General features: G+C 61.6%; 16 protein-coding genes. 13 read left to right on the plus strand and 3 right to left on the minus strand.

The genetic code is table 11. From position 1 onward, the window contains the following. Positions 1-232 precede the first annotated feature (232 nt). The 3 genes from GAL_RS11320 to GAL_RS11330 all read right to left on the minus strand — a co-directional run bounded on the left by GAL_RS11320 (position 233) and on the right by GAL_RS11330 (position 4,969). On the minus strand, positions 233-1,420 hold the full coding sequence (locus tag GAL_RS11320; protein ID WP_024097719.1) for a DUF2235 domain-containing protein: 1,188 nt from the start codon (positions 1,418-1,420) through the stop codon (positions 233-235). Further along, positions 1,398-3,695: a xanthine dehydrogenase family protein molybdopterin-binding subunit gene (locus GAL_RS11325; RefSeq protein ID WP_024097720.1), complete on the minus strand. Its 2,298-nt coding sequence runs from the start codon at positions 3,693-3,695 to the stop codon at positions 1,398-1,400. The genes GAL_RS11320 and GAL_RS11325 overlap by 23 nt, the downstream gene beginning before the upstream one ends. A 122-nt stretch (positions 3,696-3,817) precedes the next feature. Further along, a complete protein-coding gene (locus GAL_RS11330; RefSeq protein ID WP_024097721.1) occupies positions 3,818-4,969 on the minus strand; it encodes a type III PLP-dependent enzyme in 1,152 nt (383 codons plus the stop codon). Between the two features lie 110 nt (positions 4,970-5,079). Between GAL_RS11330 and GAL_RS11335 the strand changes: the two genes are divergently transcribed. The 13 genes from GAL_RS11335 to GAL_RS11395 all read left to right on the plus strand — a co-directional run bounded on the left by GAL_RS11335 (position 5,080) and on the right by GAL_RS11395 (position 18,608). Continuing rightward, positions 5,080-5,517, plus strand: coding sequence for an Lrp/AsnC family transcriptional regulator (locus GAL_RS11335; protein ID WP_024097722.1), 438 nt, complete (start codon positions 5,080-5,082; stop codon positions 5,515-5,517). A 408-nt stretch (positions 5,518-5,925) separates the two neighbouring features. Beyond that, entirely contained in the window at positions 5,926-9,078 is a 3,153-nt protein-coding gene (locus GAL_RS11340) for a valine--tRNA ligase (protein WP_024097723.1), read from the plus strand. Positions 9,079-9,294: 216 nt separating this feature from the next. Continuing rightward, positions 9,295-9,588: a DUF1330 domain-containing protein gene (locus tag GAL_RS11345; protein WP_024097724.1), complete on the plus strand. Its 294-nt coding sequence runs from the start codon at positions 9,295-9,297 to the stop codon at positions 9,586-9,588. A 43-nt stretch (positions 9,589-9,631) separates the two neighbouring features. Next, positions 9,632-10,183, plus strand: a complete 552-nt coding sequence (locus tag GAL_RS11350) for a tellurite resistance TerB family protein (protein WP_024097725.1) — start codon at positions 9,632-9,634, stop codon at positions 10,181-10,183. Next, positions 10,180-10,620 (plus strand): tellurite resistance TerB family protein, encoded by a 441-nt coding sequence (locus GAL_RS11355; RefSeq protein WP_024097726.1) that lies wholly within the window; start codon positions 10,180-10,182, stop codon positions 10,618-10,620. Before GAL_RS11350 ends, GAL_RS11355 begins: the two co-directional genes overlap by 4 nt. Beyond that, positions 10,617-11,402 carry a phosphate/phosphite/phosphonate ABC transporter substrate-binding protein gene (locus tag GAL_RS11360; RefSeq protein WP_024097727.1) on the plus strand — a complete coding sequence of 262 codons (786 nt, stop codon included), beginning with the start codon at positions 10,617-10,619 and terminating at the stop codon, positions 11,400-11,402. Before GAL_RS11355 ends, GAL_RS11360 begins: the two co-directional genes overlap by 4 nt. 268 nt (positions 11,403-11,670) lie before the next feature. Beyond that, positions 11,671-12,450 carry an ABC transporter ATP-binding protein gene (locus GAL_RS11365; RefSeq protein ID WP_024097728.1) on the plus strand — a complete coding sequence of 260 codons (780 nt, stop codon included), beginning with the start codon at positions 11,671-11,673 and terminating at the stop codon, positions 12,448-12,450. Between the two features lie 37 nt (positions 12,451-12,487). Beyond that, the gene (locus tag GAL_RS11370; protein WP_024097729.1) at positions 12,488-13,198 is read left to right on the plus strand and encodes a transporter substrate-binding domain-containing protein; all 711 of its coding nucleotides are present in this window, start codon (positions 12,488-12,490) and stop codon (positions 13,196-13,198) included. A gap of 113 nt (positions 13,199-13,311) precedes the next feature. Next, positions 13,312-14,193, plus strand: a complete 882-nt coding sequence (locus GAL_RS11375) for an ABC transporter permease (RefSeq protein ID WP_081731420.1) — start codon at positions 13,312-13,314, stop codon at positions 14,191-14,193. Beyond that, positions 14,190-14,996, plus strand: coding sequence for an ABC transporter permease (locus GAL_RS11380; protein ID WP_024097731.1), 807 nt, complete (start codon positions 14,190-14,192; stop codon positions 14,994-14,996). The genes GAL_RS11375 and GAL_RS11380 overlap by 4 nt, the downstream gene beginning before the upstream one ends. Before the next feature lie 160 nt (positions 14,997-15,156). Then, on the plus strand, positions 15,157-16,476 hold the full coding sequence (locus GAL_RS11385; protein WP_024097732.1) for a glutamine synthetase family protein: 1,320 nt from the start codon (positions 15,157-15,159) through the stop codon (positions 16,474-16,476). A gap of 93 nt (positions 16,477-16,569) precedes the next feature. Beyond that, positions 16,570-17,250 (plus strand): type 1 glutamine amidotransferase, encoded by a 681-nt coding sequence (locus GAL_RS11390; protein ID WP_024097733.1) that lies wholly within the window; start codon positions 16,570-16,572, stop codon positions 17,248-17,250. Then, positions 17,250-18,608, plus strand: coding sequence for a glutamine synthetase family protein (locus tag GAL_RS11395; RefSeq protein ID WP_024097734.1), 1,359 nt, complete (start codon positions 17,250-17,252; stop codon positions 18,606-18,608). Before GAL_RS11390 ends, GAL_RS11395 begins: the two co-directional genes overlap by 1 nt. Positions 18,609-18,623: the final 15 nt, after the last annotated feature.

The following is an 18,623-nucleotide window of genomic DNA, read 5'->3' on the forward strand; positions in this document are numbered from 1 at the left end:
TGTGCCACAGATAGGATTGGCGGGTGACACAGTTCCCCAGTTACGCACGGGTCCTCCTGCCCGGGGAGCGCGTTAAGCAGCGGCCTATCCGCAGTCCCTGCACTCCGCTCGGTCCAATGGAATAGATATCGGCACACGCAGGTTTAAGGTCCAAGGATTTAGGGCGCGCGCAGCTCGTCGGCAGGTCTGCCATCCCAGTTTTTCAGAGCCCATGGTACGTCGGCCTGCCCCGCTAACGAACCACTTTGGACAGTTCCGATTGCCAATGAGCCTGCCGCTTATCAGTCATATTGGCCCCCACGCTGCTGTGCAGCCGCTCGCTGCTGTCCAACCCGACCCGGCGTTTGCCGCGCAGCAGGAAAATCTTGCCCCAGCCGCGCCACGTTCCGACCGAGGGGGCGGTCGGATCGACCGAAAATCGCATGCGCCAGTCACGCGGCAGCGGTAGCCCGCAGTTTTCCGCCCGTTCCAACATCCAGACCAGCGAGACATTGGACAACGGCCTAGCCTCTTCAAATCCGCCCAGCTGCCCGCCCACATCGCCGTGGCTGCCGCGAAACCAGACCTGTTCAACCTTGCCATCGTGCCCATCAGGGCATTCCCAGAGGACCGGTGCAAAAACCTGCCGGGTCTCATCCAGCGCCAGCGCGTGAAAACCGTTTTTTACGTGTTTGCCCAGCTGATGGTTGTGAAACCCGTGTCGCCGCTCTGCCCAGCGCCACAACAGTGGCAGCCGCAGGCCCAGCGCCTTCACCGTGTCCCAGACGCCAACCATCTCAATCTCTACATCCCGGTGGCAATAACGCTCCGTGAAAGTGGAGGCAACACAGCCCCCGGTTTGCGCTGCCGCCTGCGCGGTGGCGCCCGCGTCATTCGTCTCGCCCGTGTCCGGTCTCTCCGGCGTCAGCCGCGCCTGCGCCGTGCCCGGCCCGCTGGCCGAAGCACCACCGCATTGATAGTGCCGATAGGCGGTGCGGATATTGCGCACGGTCGCATGTTCTGCCTTCAGCAGGCCGACCTCGTCAATAACCCCGGCGAGCGAGCGCACCGCATAGGCGCCCCGCGAATAGCCCATGAGATAAATCCGGTCCCCCGGGCGGTAGCGCGAGGCGAGATAGCCATAGGCGCGACGGATCTGGCGGTTGATGCCCCGCCCGATCATCACATCCGCCGTCTTGCGCCAGCTCTGCCACTGCACCCCCGCCTCATAGAAGACAGAGACCTGCGGCCCGACCTCCTGACACAGCCGGTAGACCATGCCAGCGTGGGTTTCATGCCCCGGTTCCAATGTCGACATGGTGCCATCAAGGATGATCAGATGGGCCTGCGGCCCGCGCAGCTTGGTCTCGGCAGAATGCTCGGAGCGCAGCGGGCGCCCAAGCCATCCCAGGATCCTCTTACTCAGCTGCGTCAGCGACATTCCTCAATGCTTCCCATAGTCTAAGTGGTGTGTACGGCATCTCGATCTGCCTCACGCCGCGCGGATGCACCGCATCCTGAACGGCATTGGCGACCGCTGCCAGCGCCCCCACGGTCCCGGCCTCGCCGCAGCCTTTCATACCCATCGGGTTCTGGGTCGATGGCACCGGCGCAAAGCCTACGTCAATCATCGGCACATCGGCCGCACGCGGCAAGGCGTAGTCCATAAACGATGCTGTGAGCAGTTGCCCATCGGCATCATAGACCACCCGCTCCAGCAGCGCCTGCCCCATCCCCTGCACCACCCCGCCATGCACCTGACCTTCGGCCAGCAGCGGGTTGATCAGGTTACCAAAATCATCGACCACCGTATAGCGGTCCACATGGCTGACGCCTGTTTCGGGGTCGATCACGATCTCGGCAACATGGGCGCCGTTCGGAAACGAGCGCCCCGGCAATTTGGCCCGTGCCGTGTGACGCAGCAACCCGTGACACCCCTGCGCACGGGCCATCTCAGCGGCCTCCACCAGGGTCGGCCGCTGGTTGCTTCCCGGCGCGCTGAACTGCTCACCATCAAAGCTGACAGACTCAGGCTCCACGCCCAATTGCTCCGCCAAAAAGGGAGTGAAGGCGTCGATCATCACATCTACTGTGGCGAGCGTGGCATTGGCCTGAGTGGTCACTGACCGCGATCCACCGGTACCGCCCCCCTGGGCGATGCGGTCGCTATCGCCTTGGATTACCGTGATATCTTCCGCCGGGATGCCGGTCTGGTCCGCCAGAAACTGCGCATAGACCGTCTCATGGCCCTGCCCGTTGCTTTGCGTCCCGACATAGATGCTCACCCGACCCTCCTCTTCAAAGGCGACTTCCGCGCTTTCTGAAGGATCGCCCAAAATACTTTCGATATAGTAACACAGGCCAACGCCCCGTAAATTTCCCTGCAACGCATCAGCCTCACGTCGGGCCGCAAACCCCGCCAGATCCGCCGCCGCTTCGGTGCGGGCCAGCAGCTGATGGAAATCGCCGACATCATAGGTCTCATCCGTTGCGGTCTTGTACGGGAACTGATCCGCACGGATGAAATTCCGCCGCCTCAGCTCCCACGGGTCAACCCCCAGCTCGCGCGCGGCATGATCCATCGCCCGCTCCAGCACATAGATCGCCTCAGGACGTCCAGCCCCGCGATAGGCATCCACCTGCGCGGTATTGGTATAAATCCCCTCCACCCGCAGCCAGGTGGTGTCGATATCATAGACCCCCGCCAGCACCCGGCTGAACAGCTGCGTCTGCACCGGCTGGCCGAAATGGGAATTATACGCCCCCAGATTACACTGTGAGTGAACCCGGTAGCCGGTAATGCGCAGGTCCGCGTCAAAAGCCAGTTCCGCGAGTGAAGTCAGATCCCGCCCGGCATTGTCGCTCAGCATCGCCTCGCTGCGATCCGACATCCACAGCACGGGCCGCCCCAGCAGACGCGCAGCCTGGGCCACGACAAAATACTCAGGATACGGCATCGCCTTCATGCCAAAGCCGCCGCCGACGTCCGGCGTGGTGACATGCACATCCTCGGATGCCAGTCCCAGCTTGTCGCTGAGCTGCTTTTTCATCGCCCAGACGCCCTGCCCGCCATAGGTGAACTGCAAACGGCCCTCGGCCCAATTGGCAAAACAGCCGCGCGGTTCCATCGTGTTGACGATGATCCGGTTGTCCTCAACCTGAAGCGCCACGCGATGCGCCGCCGACGCGAAGGCCGCCTCGGTTGCCGCCTCATCGCCGATGCCCCAGTCAAAGGCCCGGTTGTCCGGCGCCTCCGCGTGCAGCTGTTCGCCGCCCACTGCCAGATCCACCTTGGCCGGCAGGTCGTCGATATCCAACTCAATCATCTCACCCGTATCACGGGCCTGTTCCAGCGTCTGCGCGATCACCACGGCGATTGGTTCCCCCACGAAGCGCACGCGGTCACGGGCCAGCATCGGGCGTTCCGGCGCAGCGGCTTTGCTGCCATCGCGGTTGTCCACCAATGCGCCATCCATACCCACACTGATGCCAGCGGCCTCAAGATCAGCCAGTGTCAGAATGGCCTGCACGCCCTCGGCCTCGCGGGCCATCTCAAGATCCAGATGAGTGATGGTGCCATGGGCCACCGGGCTGCGCAGGACCCAGGCCCGCAATGCCCCTGCCGGAGCAATATCCTCAAGATAACGTCCCTGACCGGTCAGGAACCGCATATCCTCAACCCGCCGCACCGGTTGGCTTTTGCCGAATTTATCCATCTCTGCCCCTGCCCTCACTGATATGCCGGACCTGTTTTGCCGATGGCAAACGCAGAAACGCGGCGCGCAGGTATATGCCCTGCGCACCGCGCCAATTGATCCCGTCAGGAGCGACAGTAGCCTTACGGGCGCGCTTGTCCAGACAGCTCGATCACCGTCGCCACGTCAGACAGACCATAGCCGTTGAACTGCGTGCTCATAGCCGAGGAATAGGCGCCAAGACCGGGGAACAGCACATAGTCACCAATCTGCGTATCGCTTGGCAGCGGCAGCCCATCCGGCAGCCGGTCCAAACTGTCGCAAGTGGGGCCAAAAACCACGCGCGGCTGGGCGTCTGCCTCCCGGCGGGTGCCATCAGCGGCGACCACTTCGACCCGCCCCGGCAGTCCCATGTCACGGATATCCACCAGACCGCCATAGATCCCGTCGTTGAGGAACACCACCTCACCGGCTTTGCGCATTCCCTTGATCCGCGCCGCCAGCGTAAAGCTCTCCGACACCATAGCGCGGCCCGGCTCGCAGATCAGCACCGGTTGCTCAGCACCAAAGGCTGCCTCAGCCGCCGCTGAAATCGCGCCAAAAACCTTCTCCAGATCCGGCGCCACACCATCACGGTTCGCCGCAAAACCACCGCCGACATTCAGCCGCGCGATCTTCACGCCTGCTGCGTCGATAATGCGCTTGGCAGCGTGAACATATTCGACCCAGGCGCTCTCTTCCTCGCACTGCGTTCCGGGGTGGAAGCACAGCGCAGGCGTCCAGCCTTCTGCCGCCACCCGCTTCAGCAACTCCACCGCCAGATCCGGCTCTGCACCGAATTTGCTGCCAAAATCATAGGCCGCGCCCGCCACCGGCAGGGCAAAGCGCACAGCGATTTCACAGCTTTTGGGCACATCGGCCAGCTTGTCCAGCTCGCTCGGCTCATCCACCGACCAGCTGGCCACCCCATGGGCGATACCCGCCGCAATCTCCACGTCCGAGCGGACCGGGTTGTTGTAGTGCATCACCGCATCCGGGCTGGCGGCACGCACCGCATCCATTTCCGCAGGCGAGGCCACATCAAAACCAGTGATCCCCGCCGCCACCAGATTGGACAGCACCGCCGGATGCGGGTTGGCCTTCACCGCGTAGGTCACCAGCCCCGGAAATCCGCGCTGAAACCGGTTGGCCACCTCATGCAGCACCCGCGGCGAAAAATACAGGATCGGGTGATCCGGTGTGCTGCGCGCCAAATGGGTTTCAGGGGAAAGCCAGAGAGGAGGGATCTGCTGCATGGATATCGGCCTTAATTGGATGTTTTTCCCAGTTTCTGCCACTGCGCCGTCGATTTCGTCCGTCACATTGCCTATAGTGACGAAAAATAACGTCATATCGTAGGCTATATATGCAAACCGACGAAATCGACCAAAACCTCCTGACGCTCCTGCGGGAAAACGCCCGCCGCCCGGTGGCCGATCTGGCACGCCGTCTGGGCCTTGCGCGCACCACAGTGCAGGCGCGGATCGAACGATTGGAAACCTCCGGCGTGATCAGCGGCTACACGCTGCGCATCTCGGCACAAGCGCGCCCGCCCTTACAGGCCACCGTGCTGATCTCGATTGAGCCACGCTCCGGCCCTGAGGTTCTGGCCCGACTGCGGGGATTGCCGGGCGTCGAGGTGGTGCATACCACCTCAGGCCGGTTTGATCTCCTGGCGCAGGTGGTCGCGCAGACCACCACCGAACTGGACGAGACGATTGATCGCATCGGCGAGGCACGCGGCGTGCGCTCCTCCGAAAGCCTGATCCATCTGGCCACAAAACTGGACCGCACCGGCCAGTAGATCGCCCGCGCAAGGCGAACCAGCTGCCGCAAAAATCATGTCGCAAAACTCGTGCGCCCGGCCACCCCTGCGGTATCCGCATCAAGGGTGCCCGGGCGGCTTGAAACCAGAGGCATCGGCAAACGGGACCCGAGGGAGATCCCGGTGAAAAAGGCGGCTTGGAACTCCACCCCGGTTGATCAGGTGCGACATCACTCACTGTCATCTGCATCCCGATCCCCCCACCACTTACCGTGCCGGATTAACCTTAAAACGCCGTTATCGCCGGGATCGTTCCCTAATATTTTTGATATTCTCAGGATCCTTGACGCTCCCCCCTTGGCAGGCCCGCCTATGGAGACTTTCCCTTTGCCGCACCATTCGGTATGGGATGAGCCGATCAGACAGATACGCAGGCAGGACATTCCGATGGCGATGGACAAGACATTTAACGCAGCCGAAGCTGAAGCCCGGCTTTCCGAGGCCTGGGAGACAGCAGGCTGTTTCCGCGCAGGCGCAAATGCCAAGCGCAGCGAAACCTACAGCGTTATGATCCCGCCCCCGAATGTCACCGGCGTCCTGCATATGGGCCATGCCTTCAACAACACGCTTCAAGACATCCTGATCCGCTGGAAACGGATGCAGGGCTATGACACGCTCTGGCAGCCCGGCACCGACCACGCCGGCATCGCCACCCAGATGGTGGTGGAGCGTGAGCTGGCAAAAACCCAGCAGCCCTCCCGTGGTGAGCTGGGCCGCGAGAAATTTCTGGAGAAAATCTGGGAATGGAAAGAGCAATCCGGCGGCACCATCATCAATCAGCTAAAACGCCTTGGTGCCTCCTGTGATTATGACCGCACCGCCTTCACCATGGCGGGTGCGCAGGGCGACACCCGCACGGGCCATGAGAATTCCCCCAACTTCCACGACGCCGTGATCAAGGTCTTCGTGGAGATGTACAACAAGGGGCTGATCTACCGCGGCAAACGGCTGGTGAACTGGGACCCGCATTTTGAAACCGCGATCTCCGACCTTGAGGTGGAGAATATCGAGGTTGCGGGCCACATGTGGCACTTCAAATACCCGCTCGCCGGTGGCGCCACCTACACCTATGTCGAGAAGGACGAGGACGGCAACGTCACGCTGGAGGAAGAGCGCGATTATATCTCCATCGCCACCACCCGGCCTGAGACCATGCTGGGCGACGGCGCGGTGGCTGTGCATCCTTCGGACGAACGCTACGCCCCCATCGTGGGCAAGCTGGTCGAAATTCCGGTCGGCCCCAAGGAACACCGCCGCCTGATCCCGATCATCACGGATGAATACCCGGACAAGGATTTCGGCTCTGGTGCCGTGAAGATCACCGGCGCCCATGATTTCAACGACTATCAGGTCGCCAAACGCGGTGGCATTCCGATGTACCGCCTGATGGACACCAAAGGCGCCATGCGCTCAGACGGGGACGCCTATGAGGCCGCCGCGACCATCGCCATGGCTGTCGCCAAAGGGGAGCGCAGCCTGACCGAGGCTGAGACCGACGCCATCAACCTTGTGCCCGATGACCTGCGCGGTCTGGACCGGTTCGAGGCGCGCAAACTGGTGGTCGATCAGATCACCAGCGAAGGTCTTGCCGTGATGACCACCGTTACCACCAAGATAAAGGATGAAGACGGCAACGAGAGCGACATCTCCGAAACCGTGCCCATGGTCGAGAACAAGCCAATCATGCAGCCCTTTGGCGACCGTTCCAAAGTGGTGATCGAGCCGATGCTGACCGACCAGTGGTTCGTGGACGCCGCCAAGATCGTCGGCCCGGCGCTGGACGCCGTGAAAGACGGCACCGTCAAGATCCTGCCGGAGTCGGGCGAGAAGACCTATTACCACTGGCTGGAAAACATCGAACCCTGGTGCATCTCGCGTCAGCTGTGGTGGGGCCACCAGATTCCGGTTTGGTACGGGCCTGTCAAAGAAGATCTACAAGAGATACCCCGAAATACCGGACGGACAGCTCACAACACCAGAACGCCCCGTGAGTTTGTCGGTGCCTCTTTGTCGGAGGTCCGAAAGCAAGCCGCAGAATACTATGGGGCGAACGTCGCAGTCGGCTTTTACTTTGACGGTGTTGACGAATCTCGTGAGGCATCTGATAACATTCCGGCATTCCGATACGGTCGAGGAACGTATCCACTCTACGATGAGAACCGCGATAAGTTCTTTTCCAGCGGCGACCACTATGTTCAACTCACCCGCGACCCAGACGTGCTGGACACCTGGTTCTCCTCCGGTCTCTGGCCGATCGGCACACTCGGCTGGCCGGAGCAGACCGAGGAACTGGCAAAATACTTCCCGACCTCAACCCTGGTCACCGGTCAGGACATTCTGTTCTTCTGGGTTGCCCGGATGATGATGATGCAGCTGGCGGTTCTGGATCAGGATCTGCCGGTTGAAAAACGCATCCCGTTTGACACGGTTTACCTCCATGGCCTCGTCCGCGACGCCAAGGGCAAGAAGATGTCGAAATCCACCGGCAACGTGGTCGATCCGCTGGAGATCATCGACGAATACGGCGCCGATGCGCTGCGCTTCACCAATGCGGCGATGGCCAGCCTTGGTGGCGTGCTGAAGCTCGACATGCAGCGCATTGCAGGCTACCGCAACTTTGGCACCAAACTGTGGAATGCGGTGAACTTCGCCCATTTCAACAACGTCTATGATGCCGAAACCCCGGCCTATGCCTGCCCCGACGCAAAGGCTGCCGTGAACCAATGGATCATCGGTGAGACCGCCAAGGTCCGCGTGGACGTGGACGCCGCTCTTGAGGCCTTCCGTTTCAACGACGCGGCCCTCGGCCTCTACGCCTTTGTCTGGGGTAAGGTCTGCGATTGGTACATCGAACTCAGCAAACCGCTGTTCAACTCCGAGGATGAAGCGGTGATCGCCGAGACCCGCCAGACGCTGGGCTGGGTGCTGGATCAGTGCATGATCCTCCTGCATCCGATCATGCCCTTCATCACCGAGGAACTCTGGGGCAACACGGCCAAGCGCGACACTATGCTGGTGCATGAAGACTGGCCGACCTATGGCACCGAGTTGGTCAACGCCGATGCGGACGCCGAAATGAACTGGGTGATCACCGCCATTGAAAACATCCGCTCCACCCGCGCGCAGATGCATGTGCCCGCCGGAGCCAAGATCCCGATGGTGGTGACAGAATTCTCCGATCAGGCCCGCAATGCCTGGGAGAAGAACGAGGCGATGATCCAGAAACTCGCCCGGATCACCACGCTGGAACAGGTCGAGAGCTTCCCCAGAGGCTGCGCCTCCGTGGCGGCCCCCGGTGCCTCCTTCGGCCTGCCGCTGGCGGATGTGATCGACGTGGACGCTGAAAAGGCGCGTCTGGAGAAAACCCTCGGCAAGCTGGCCAAGGAGCTGGGTGGCCTGCGCGGGCGTCTGAACAACCCCAAATTCGCCGCCTCCGCCCCGGAAGAGGTCGTCGCCGAAGCCCGCGAAAACCTACGCCTGCGCGAGGAAGAAGAAGCCAAGGTCAAAGAGGCGCTGGCGCGTCTGGCCGAAATCGGCTGATCAAACGCAAACGGGGCAAGCCATTGGAAATCAACCCGGCTTGCCCCTCATCTGCGCAGTTCTGGGAAATCCCAACCCTGCGCCGCACACATTGCGAAACGATCCGTCAAATCTTCCGCATAAGGGGAAAAACCGCGCAATGCGGTCATTGCCTTTGGCCCGGTTCTGTATCAGCCTGTGGCAACAGCTTGATATCCGCGCCAGAAAGGACCCCCCATGCCCAAAGGATACTGGGTCGCCCATGTCGACGTTGATGATATGGACCGCTACAAGGACTATGTTGCGGCCAACGCGGCCCCCTTTGCCGAATACGGCGCGAAGTTCCTGATCCGTGGCGGCCCCAAAGAGGTCCGCGAAGGCCAGACCCGCGCCCGCACTGTGGTGATCGAATTCAAGGATTTTGCAACCGCCAAGGCCTGTTACGATTCCGTTGCCTATCAGCAGGCCAAGGCGCTGCGTGATCCGGTTTCAACCGGCGATATGGAAATCATCGAAGGCTACGACGACTAAAGGCCCGCTTGGTCCTGGACGCGCTCAAGGGTAGAATAGTGCCATGCTGAAAAAACTGTTTCAGGTCTTTCGACCTAAAAAGACCCCCGCCCAGCCAGATCCCGATGCCGAGCTGGCGCTCGGCGCGCTTCTTGTGCGGGTGGCGCAATCGGATCGTGACTATCAGCTGGAAGAGATCAGCCTGATCGACCGCATTCTGGCTCGGCTTTATCAGCACGACGCAATTGAGGCCGCAAAGGTCCGCGCCGCCTGCGAAAAACTGCACGCCGCCGCGCCGGAAACCGACACGTTCGGTCGCCTGATCCGCGAAACCACCGGGCTTGAGGAACGGCTCGCAGCGCTGGATGCGCTCTGGGAGGTGGTGCTGGCGGACGGCCATGAACACCCCGGCGAGATGAAGATCGTAGAGGACGCGCGCAAGGCGATGGGCCTCTCCAGGGCCGACAGCGACACGGCCCGCGCCCGCGCGCAGGGCAAACTCCTTGGCCCGGAGCAGGGCGTGGCCGCAGGCCAGCCAACTGCCGAGCGCGCGTTTGCAGGCGCTACCACGGTATCGCCCACCCCCGACCCGTCAGATAAGGAGCCGCAGCCATGATCAAGGAACTGCTTGGACGCCTGCTGGCCCCCGCGCCGGAGCCGCTGGATGATGGCGACGCGCGCCTCGCCCTTTGCGCCCTTCTGGTGCGGATTGCGCGGTCTGATCACAATTATTCCGACGATGAGCGGGACCGGATCGACCGGATTCTGCGGGCGCGCTACGATCTCGATCTGGGCGGCGCCATCCTGCTGCGCGAACAGGCCGAGGCGCTGGAGGCCGAGGCCCCCGACACCGTCCGCTTCACCCGCGCGATCAAGGACGCCGTTGCTTATGAAAACCGCATGGCCGTGATCGAAGCCCTGTGGCAGGTGGTGCTGGCCGATGGCAAGCGTGATGCGGCCGAGGACGCGCTCCTGCGTCTGTCTGCCAGCCTGCTGGGGGTAAGCGATGTCGACAGCGCCCGCGCCCGCCAACGTGCGGAGGCCAGTTCATGATCGCCAGCCTGGCGATGTATGACCGCCCCGAAACCGCCCCTGCCCTTGACGCGCTGTGGCAGGCGATCCGCACTGAGCTGGCCGCTGCTTCCATCGACGCGCCAGAAACCCTCAGCCGCGGCGGCGATCTCTGGTCGATCTGGTCCGATTCGGAGCTGCTGCTGGCGCAGACCTGCGGCCTGCCCTACCGCACCCGTCTCTATGAACAGGTCAATTTGGTCACAACACTGGATCACGGCGTCGCGGATTGCCTGCCGGGGCACTACACCAGCGTCTTCATCGCCCATCGCGACCGCGCAGGGCATAGCCTGCGAGAGATCGCTGGCGGCAGCTTTGCCTATAATGAGGCGCTGTCGCAATCCGGCTGGGCCGCACCGATGCTGCATCTGCGCGACCTATCGCTCCTCCCCGGCAGCCTGTTTCAATCCGGCAGCCACGTCGCCTCCGCCCGTGCGGTGGCTGAAGGAACTGCCGATTTCGCCGCTCTGGACGCTGTCAGCTGGGCCTTGATGCAGGAGCATGACGATTGGGCAAAAGATCTGGTCGAAGTGGCGCGGACACCGCCAACCCCGGGTCTGCCGCTGATCACCGCCAGTACCCGTGATCCGGCCCCCCTCCGTACCGCTGTCGCCCAGGCGGTCGCCAATCTGGATGATGACCACCGAAAAACCCTGCATCTGAAAGGCGTGAGCGAGATCCCTCCGGGCGCCTATCTGGCGGTACCGACACCGCTAGGCCCGGTGCTGACCGAACAATCCATTCGCCAGCAGGCCGCAGGCTGACATGACAGAGGCTTCCGCTCCGGCTGGCCCCGGAGCGGAAACCCCACACATACAACCGCACCACGACCTGGCCGACGCCGATACCCTAACGACAGCACCGGCCCAAAGACCGACAGATGCCCCGCCCGTTAACAGCCCAAGGACAATTTGATCAGATTATCTGCCAAAATGCCAATTTCCTCGCGTGCCTTCTCGGTTTGCACGTTGCATCCGCGCTTTTTTTCGGTCCAATAAGGACGAATTCAACGACAATTGGACGAGAGACACCTTGACCGACACAACGCCAGTTCTGGAAATCCGCGGCCTGCACAAGTCATATGGCGAGCTGGAAGTGATCAAAGGTGTCGATATCACCGCCCACCGCGGCGATGTGGTTTCCCTCATCGGATCCTCCGGGTCGGGCAAGTCCACTCTGCTGCGCTGCTGCAACCTTTTGGAAGACAGCCAGGAGGGGGATATCCTCTTCAAGGGTGAGCCGATCAACTGGTCTGGAACCGGCCTTGCCCGGCGTCCTTCGGATGCAAAACAGGTGCTGCGCATCCGCACCAACCTGTCCATGGTATTCCAGCAGTTCAATCTCTGGGCGCATATGACCATTCTGCAAAACGTGATGGAAGCACCGCTGACCGTGCTCGGCCGCGACCGCGCCGAGGTGGAGGAGGCCGCCCGCAAATACCTGACCAAGGTGGGGATCGGCGACAAATGTGATGCCTATCCTGCGCAGCTCTCCGGCGGCCAGCAGCAGCGCGCAGCCATCGCGCGCGCCCTCTGTATGGAACCTGAGGCACTGCTCTTTGATGAGCCCACCTCCGCCCTCGACCCCGAGCTGGAGCAGGAGGTGGTCAAGGTGATCAAGGATCTCGCCGCTGAAGGCCGCACCATGATCATCGTGACCCACGACATGAACATGGCCGCAGATGTCTCCAGCCACATCGTGTTTCTGCACAAAGGCCTGATCGAAGAAGAAGGCTGCCCGGACGAAGTCTTCGGCAGCACCCGATCCGAGCGACTGCGCGGCTTCCTTGCCTCCACACGGCACGGCAAATAACCACCAACAAAAAACCTAACCAAACGGGAGTAACCTCATGAAATCTCTTATCCTTAGCACCGCTGCACTGGCCCTGACTGCGGGCATCGCGATGGCAGACACCGTGCGTCTGGGCACCGAAGGCGCCTACCCTCCGTACAACTTCCTGAACGATGACGGTCAGGTTGACGGTTTTGAGCGTGAGCTGGGCGATGAGCTGTGCAAACGCGCTGAGCTGGACTGCGAGTGGGTCACCAACGACTGGGATTCGATCATCCCCAACCTGCTGTCCGGCAACTACGACACCATCATCGCCGGCATGTCGATCACGGCCGAACGTAAGGAAGTCGTGAACTTCACCACCGGCTACACCCGCCCGTCGCCCTCCGCTTATGCCGCGATGTCGGCTGATGTGGATGTGAATAGCGCGGTTGTTGCGGCTCAGGCCTCGACCATTCAGGCGGCACATGTTGCCTCCACCGGTGCCACCCTGGTTGAATTCCCCACCCCGGATGAAACCGTCGCCGCTGTGAAAGCAGGCGAAGTGGACGCAGTGATGGCCGACAAGGACTTCCTGATCCCGATCGTGGGCGAAACAGAGATGGAATTCGTCGCAGATGACGTCCTCTTGGGCGACGGCATCGGCATGGCGTTCCGCAAATCCGATGACGAGCTGCGCGGCAAGTTCGACGTGGCCATCGAATCGATGAAAGCAGACGGCTCCCTGAACGCCCTGCTGGAAAAATGGGAAATCGAAGGCCAGTTCTGAGCCCTCGCATCATCCTGATATCAAGGAAGGGGGGCGCCATGCCCCCTTTCGCCCTAGACCGGTCCCGGCCCCGTAGCTGCGCCTGACCCGTCCTTGTCCGAACGAGGCCCACCATTTTCTCCTTTTGCTCTGATCCGGCCAGCCTGGAGGGTTTCCAGTGGCTGAGCTGTTACCTGACCACCGGCAAGCATTTTGCTTTCTACGCCTCCTTTGGGACGGTGCTGCTGCTTCTGGCCGTCACCGCACCGGCAGCACTGGCGTTTGGCTTCGGCGGCGCCATGGCCGCCCGGTCGCATTTCACACCGCTCTCCTGGCTCGGGAAGGCCTATATCGCTGTGGTGCGCGGCGTGCCGGACATCGCATTTTTCCTGTTTTTCGTGATCGCATTGGATCAGGGCATTGAATATCTGCGCCATCAGGTGAAATGCCCCGACTGGGACGCGCCCGTACGGCAGGGCAATGACTTCGTTGTCTGTGACATCGCCAAGATGCCGCTCAGCTCCTCCGATCAGTGGATCCACGAGGTCTACGGCTTCTCGCTTGCGGTCATCACCTTTGCCATCGTGTTCGGCGCCTTTGCAGCCAACGTGCTGTTTGGCGCGATGCGGGCCGTGCCCCGTGCCCAGATTGAGACCGCCGAAGCCTATGGCATGACCCATCGTCAGGCCTTCTGGCGCATTCTGGTGCCGCAGATGTGGACCTATGCGCTGCCCGGCCTGTCCAACCTGTGGATGGTGCTGATCAAGGCCACGCCGCTGCTGTTCCTGCTGGGAGTGGAGGATATCGTCTACTGGGCGCGTGAGCTTGGCGGCTCCAAAACCGCCCGTTTCACCGATTACCCCCATGGCGACTGGCGGATGTGGTATTTCCTCGGCCTGCTGGTGTTCTACCTCGCCTTTACCAAACTCTCCGAAGTCGTGCTCGAACGCATCCGCACCCGGCTCGCCCATGGTCAGGCCACCCTCGCAGGTGAAGCGCAAAGGAAAGCGTCATGAGCTGTATTCAGACCCTTCAGGACTACGGCCTGCGCGCGCTCGGCCTCGGCGAACGCATGTTGCCCCGCAGCGATTTCACCCTCTGCGATCAGTTTGTCCTCATTGGCTCGGGGATGCTGTGGAACATCTACTTTGGCGCCATCGCCGTCGTCATCGGCTTTGTCATCGCCAATGGCGTGGCGCTGGCCAAAAACTCCACCTCCACGCCGCTGCGCAAAACCGCTGAGTGGTTCATCTTCATCTTTCGCGGCTCGCCGCTGTTCATCCAGTTCTTCTTTGCCTACTTCCTGTTCCTGCAACTGAAGTCGGTCTCGCCAATCTTCGACCCGCTGTCGGCGGCCTGGCTTGGCGCGCTGATCGTGCTGATCCTCAATACCGCGGCCTATTCCGCCGAGATCTTCTACGGCGCGCTGCGCTCGATCCCCAAGGGCGATATCGAGGCCGCAGATGCCTATGGGCTGTCCGGCTGGACCCGGTTTCGCCGAATCATGTGGCCAACAATGATGCGGCTGGCCTGGCCCTCCTACACGAACGAGGCGATCTTTCTGTTCCATGCCACCACTCTGGTGTTCTTCTCCGGTTTCCCGGCCTGGCAACAGCGCGGCGATGCACTCTACTACGCCAGCTATTTCGCGGATAAGACGTTCAACCCCTTCGTGCCCTACCCGATCCTGGCCTTCTATTTCATCCTGCTGACACTGGTGGTGATTGGCATCTTTGGCCTCATCAACACCCGGCTGAACGCCCATCTGCCGCAGGAGAAGCGCCGCAAGATCCGCTATAAACCAAATCTGATCCGCTGATCAGATCTCCGGAACCCTGCAACCAAAAGGCGCCCTCAACGGCGCCTTTTTCTTTGCCCTGCCGGTGCCTCTGATCGGGCCAACAAAACTTTTGATCAAATTTTCTTTGCGTCTTGCGGATCCTGCTTTAGTAATGGGGCAATCAACTAGGGAGCCTCCGATGGATCTGTCTCATCTGCGCACTATCCGCATTGCCGCCTGTGACCTGAACGGCCAAATGCGTGGCAAGCGTATGCCCGTGGGGCTGGCAGACAAGCTGGCAGATGGTGCCGCACGGATGCCGATCTCCACTCTCAACGTCGATCTCTGGGGCCGCGATGTGGAAGACAACCCTCTGGTGTTTGAAACGGGCGATGCCGATGGCGTGATGTTCCCGACCGAACGGGGCGCTGTGCCGATGCCCTGGCTGACAAACCCATCAGCGCTGGTTCCGATGGCAATGTACTGGGAAGACGGTCGCCCCTTCATGGGGGATCCGCGCCATGTGCTGGCCGATGTGCTGGCGCGCTACGCAGCGCGCGGCTGGCGCGTTGTCGCCGCCACCGAGATGGAGTTTAGCCTGCTCGATGACAGCGGCGCACAGCCCGCCCCACCCATCGACCCGCTCACAGGCCGGGAGCTGGATCAGCAGTCGGTCCTGTCGGTCGCGGAACTAGATGCCTTCGATGCGTTTTTCACCGACCTCTACGAAGGATCAGAGGCGATGGGCATTCCCGCTCAATCCGCCATCTCGGAGGCGGGTCTGGGCCAGTTCGAAATCAACCTCAACCATCAGGACGCCATGCGCGCCGCTGATGATGCCTGGCTGTTCAAGGCCTTGGTTAAAGGTCTGGCCCGCAAGCATGGGTTTGCCGCGACATTCATGGCAAAACCCTATGCCGAGGAGGCCGGCAATGGCATGCATGTGCATTTCTCGGTCGAGGATGAGGACGGCAACAATATCTTCAACGATGGCACCGAGCGCGGCTCTGATCTGCTGATGAACGCGGTGGCCGGCTGCCTCAAAGCGATGCCCGCCAGCACGCTGATCCTGGCGCCACATGGCAATTCCTACGACCGGCTGGTACCCGGCGCCCATGCCCCCGTCAGCGCCGCCTGGGCCTATGAAAACCGCACCGCCGCGATCCGTATCCCCGGCGGCAGCCCCAAGGCGCGCCGCATCGAACACCGGGTCGCTGGCGGCGACATCAACCCCTATCTGATGCTCTCCGTGGTGCTCGGCGCGGCCCTCGCCGGGATCGAGGACGCCGCCACACCGCCTGCCCCATCCGAAGGCAACATCTATGAGATTGACGGGTTGCCACAGCTGGCCCCCAACTGGAAAGCCGCGGTTGACCTCTTCGACAGCGATCCCCTGATCGCCCGTATTCTCCCGGATCGCGTGATCCGCAATCTGGTGATGATGAAACGCCAAGAGCTGGCAGGCTTCGCCGAGCGTCCAGCGGAGAGCCATTGGCTGTCCTGGCTTGAGGCGGTATGACATCAGCCAATCAAAGCCTACAACGCTCCGCATCAAGCGCTTGCCTGAGTTGCGGTCCTCGGCTAGGCTTAATTTGATCAAATTTGGTGACCCATGAAAATTGGTATTCTGCAAACCGGCCACGCGCCCGAAAACCTGATCGACAGCGCAGGCAACTATGACCAGATGTTCCGCAACCTGCTGGCCGACGGCGAATTTGACTTTGACACCTACGCGGTGGTCGACAACGTCTTTCCCAGCGGTGCCGACGCAGCAGATGGCTGGCTGATCACCGGCTCCAAACACGGCGCCTACGAGGATCATGACTGGATCCCGCCGCTAGAAGACCTGATCCGCGAGATCCACGCCAGCAAACAGCCCTTGGTCGGGATCTGCTTTGGCCACCAGATCATCGCGCAGGCACTTGGCGGCAAGGTTGAGAAATTTGGCGGCGGCTGGGCCGTGGGTCCGGTCACCTATCAGATGGATGGCAAGCCGTTGCGCCTCAATGCGTGGCATCAGGACCAGGTCACCGCCCTGCCCGAGGGCGCGCGGGTGCTGGCCGGCAATGACCACTGCAAGAACGGCATCCTCGCCTATGGCGATCACATCTGGACCCTGCAGCCGCATCCCGAATTCGCCAGCAGCTTTGTCGGTGGCCTGATCGACAGCCGCGGACGCGGCGTGGTGCCGGATGCGATCCTGGATGCCGCCAGCACAGAATTACACCACCCGGTCCAATCGGGTGAAATCGCAACCTTCCTCAACGCCTTCTTCAAGAAAGAGAGGACCTGATGTCAGCCTGGCTCGACACGCTTCCCGATGCAGCAAAAACCTATCTGGAGGGCCGTCGTCTCGACGAGGTTGAATGCATCATCTCGGACCTGCCGGGCATCGCCCGGGGCAAGGCGGTGCCAGCATCCAAATTTGCCAAGCAGGACTATTTCCACCTGCCCGACAGCATCTTCTATCAAACCATCACCGGCGACTGGGCCGAGGCAGCGGACGACGATGGCTGGATCGAAAAGGACATGATCCTGAAACCGGACATGTCCACCGCCACCGCCGCCCCCTGGACCGGTGACTGGACGCTGCAAGTCATTCACGACGCCTATGACCGTGACCACAAGCCAATCCCCTTCAGCCCGCGCAACGTGCTGAAACGGGTGGTGCAGCTCTATCATGATCGCGGCTGGGATCCGGTTGTGGCCCCAGAGATGGAGTTCTTTCTGGTCGCCCGTAACACCGATCCTGCCCGTGGGATCGAACCGATGATGGGCCGCTCCGGCCGTCCTGCCGCCGCCCGACAGGCCTATTCCATGACCGCAGTGGATGAATTCGGGCCAGTGATCGACGATATCTATGATTTCGCCGAACATCAGGGGTTTGAGATTGACGGCATCACCCAGGAAGGCGGCGCCGGGCAGTTGGAAATCAACCTGCGCCACGGCGATCCGGTGAAACTGGCCGATGAGGTCTTCTACTTCAAACGGCTGATCCGCGAGGCCGCGCTGCGCCACGATTGTTTTGCCACTTTCATGGCCAAGCCCATTGCCGACGAACCCGGCTCTGCCATGCATATCCACCATTCGATCATCGACATGGAGAGCGGCGACAATATCTTCTCCGGTCCGCAGGGTGGTGAGACGGATGCGTTTTATCACTTCATCGGCGGGTTGCAGAACCACCTGCCCGCCGGTCTCGCGGTGATGGCGCCTTATGTGAATTCCTATCGCCGCTACGTGAAGGAACAGGCCGCCCCGATCAATCTGGAATGGGCCCGCGACAATCGCACCACCGGCATCCGGGTCCCCCTCTCCGGCCCCGAAGCACGGCGCGTGGAAAACCGCATCGCAGGCATGGACTGCAACCCCTATCTGGGCATCGCGCTGTCCCTGGCCTGTGGTTATCTCGGTCTCACCCGTGAGGAACGCCCCCGCAAGCAATTCAAGGGAGACGCCTACGCCGGCGACGGCGATATCCCACAGGTCATGGGTCAGGCGCTGGATCTCTTTGAGGAAGCCACAGACCTGCATGAGGTGCTGGGGCCGGAGTTCGCCCGCGTCTATTCCATCGTGAAACGCGCCGAATATGACGAGTTCCTGCAGGTGATCTCCCCCTGGGAGCGTGAGCACCTGCTACTCAACGTCTAAACCTGCCAGCGCTGG

It is taken from the genome of Phaeobacter gallaeciensis DSM 26640, from assembly GCF_000511385.1.
GTDB classification, from domain to species: Bacteria; Pseudomonadota; Alphaproteobacteria; order Rhodobacterales; family Rhodobacteraceae; genus Phaeobacter; species Phaeobacter gallaeciensis.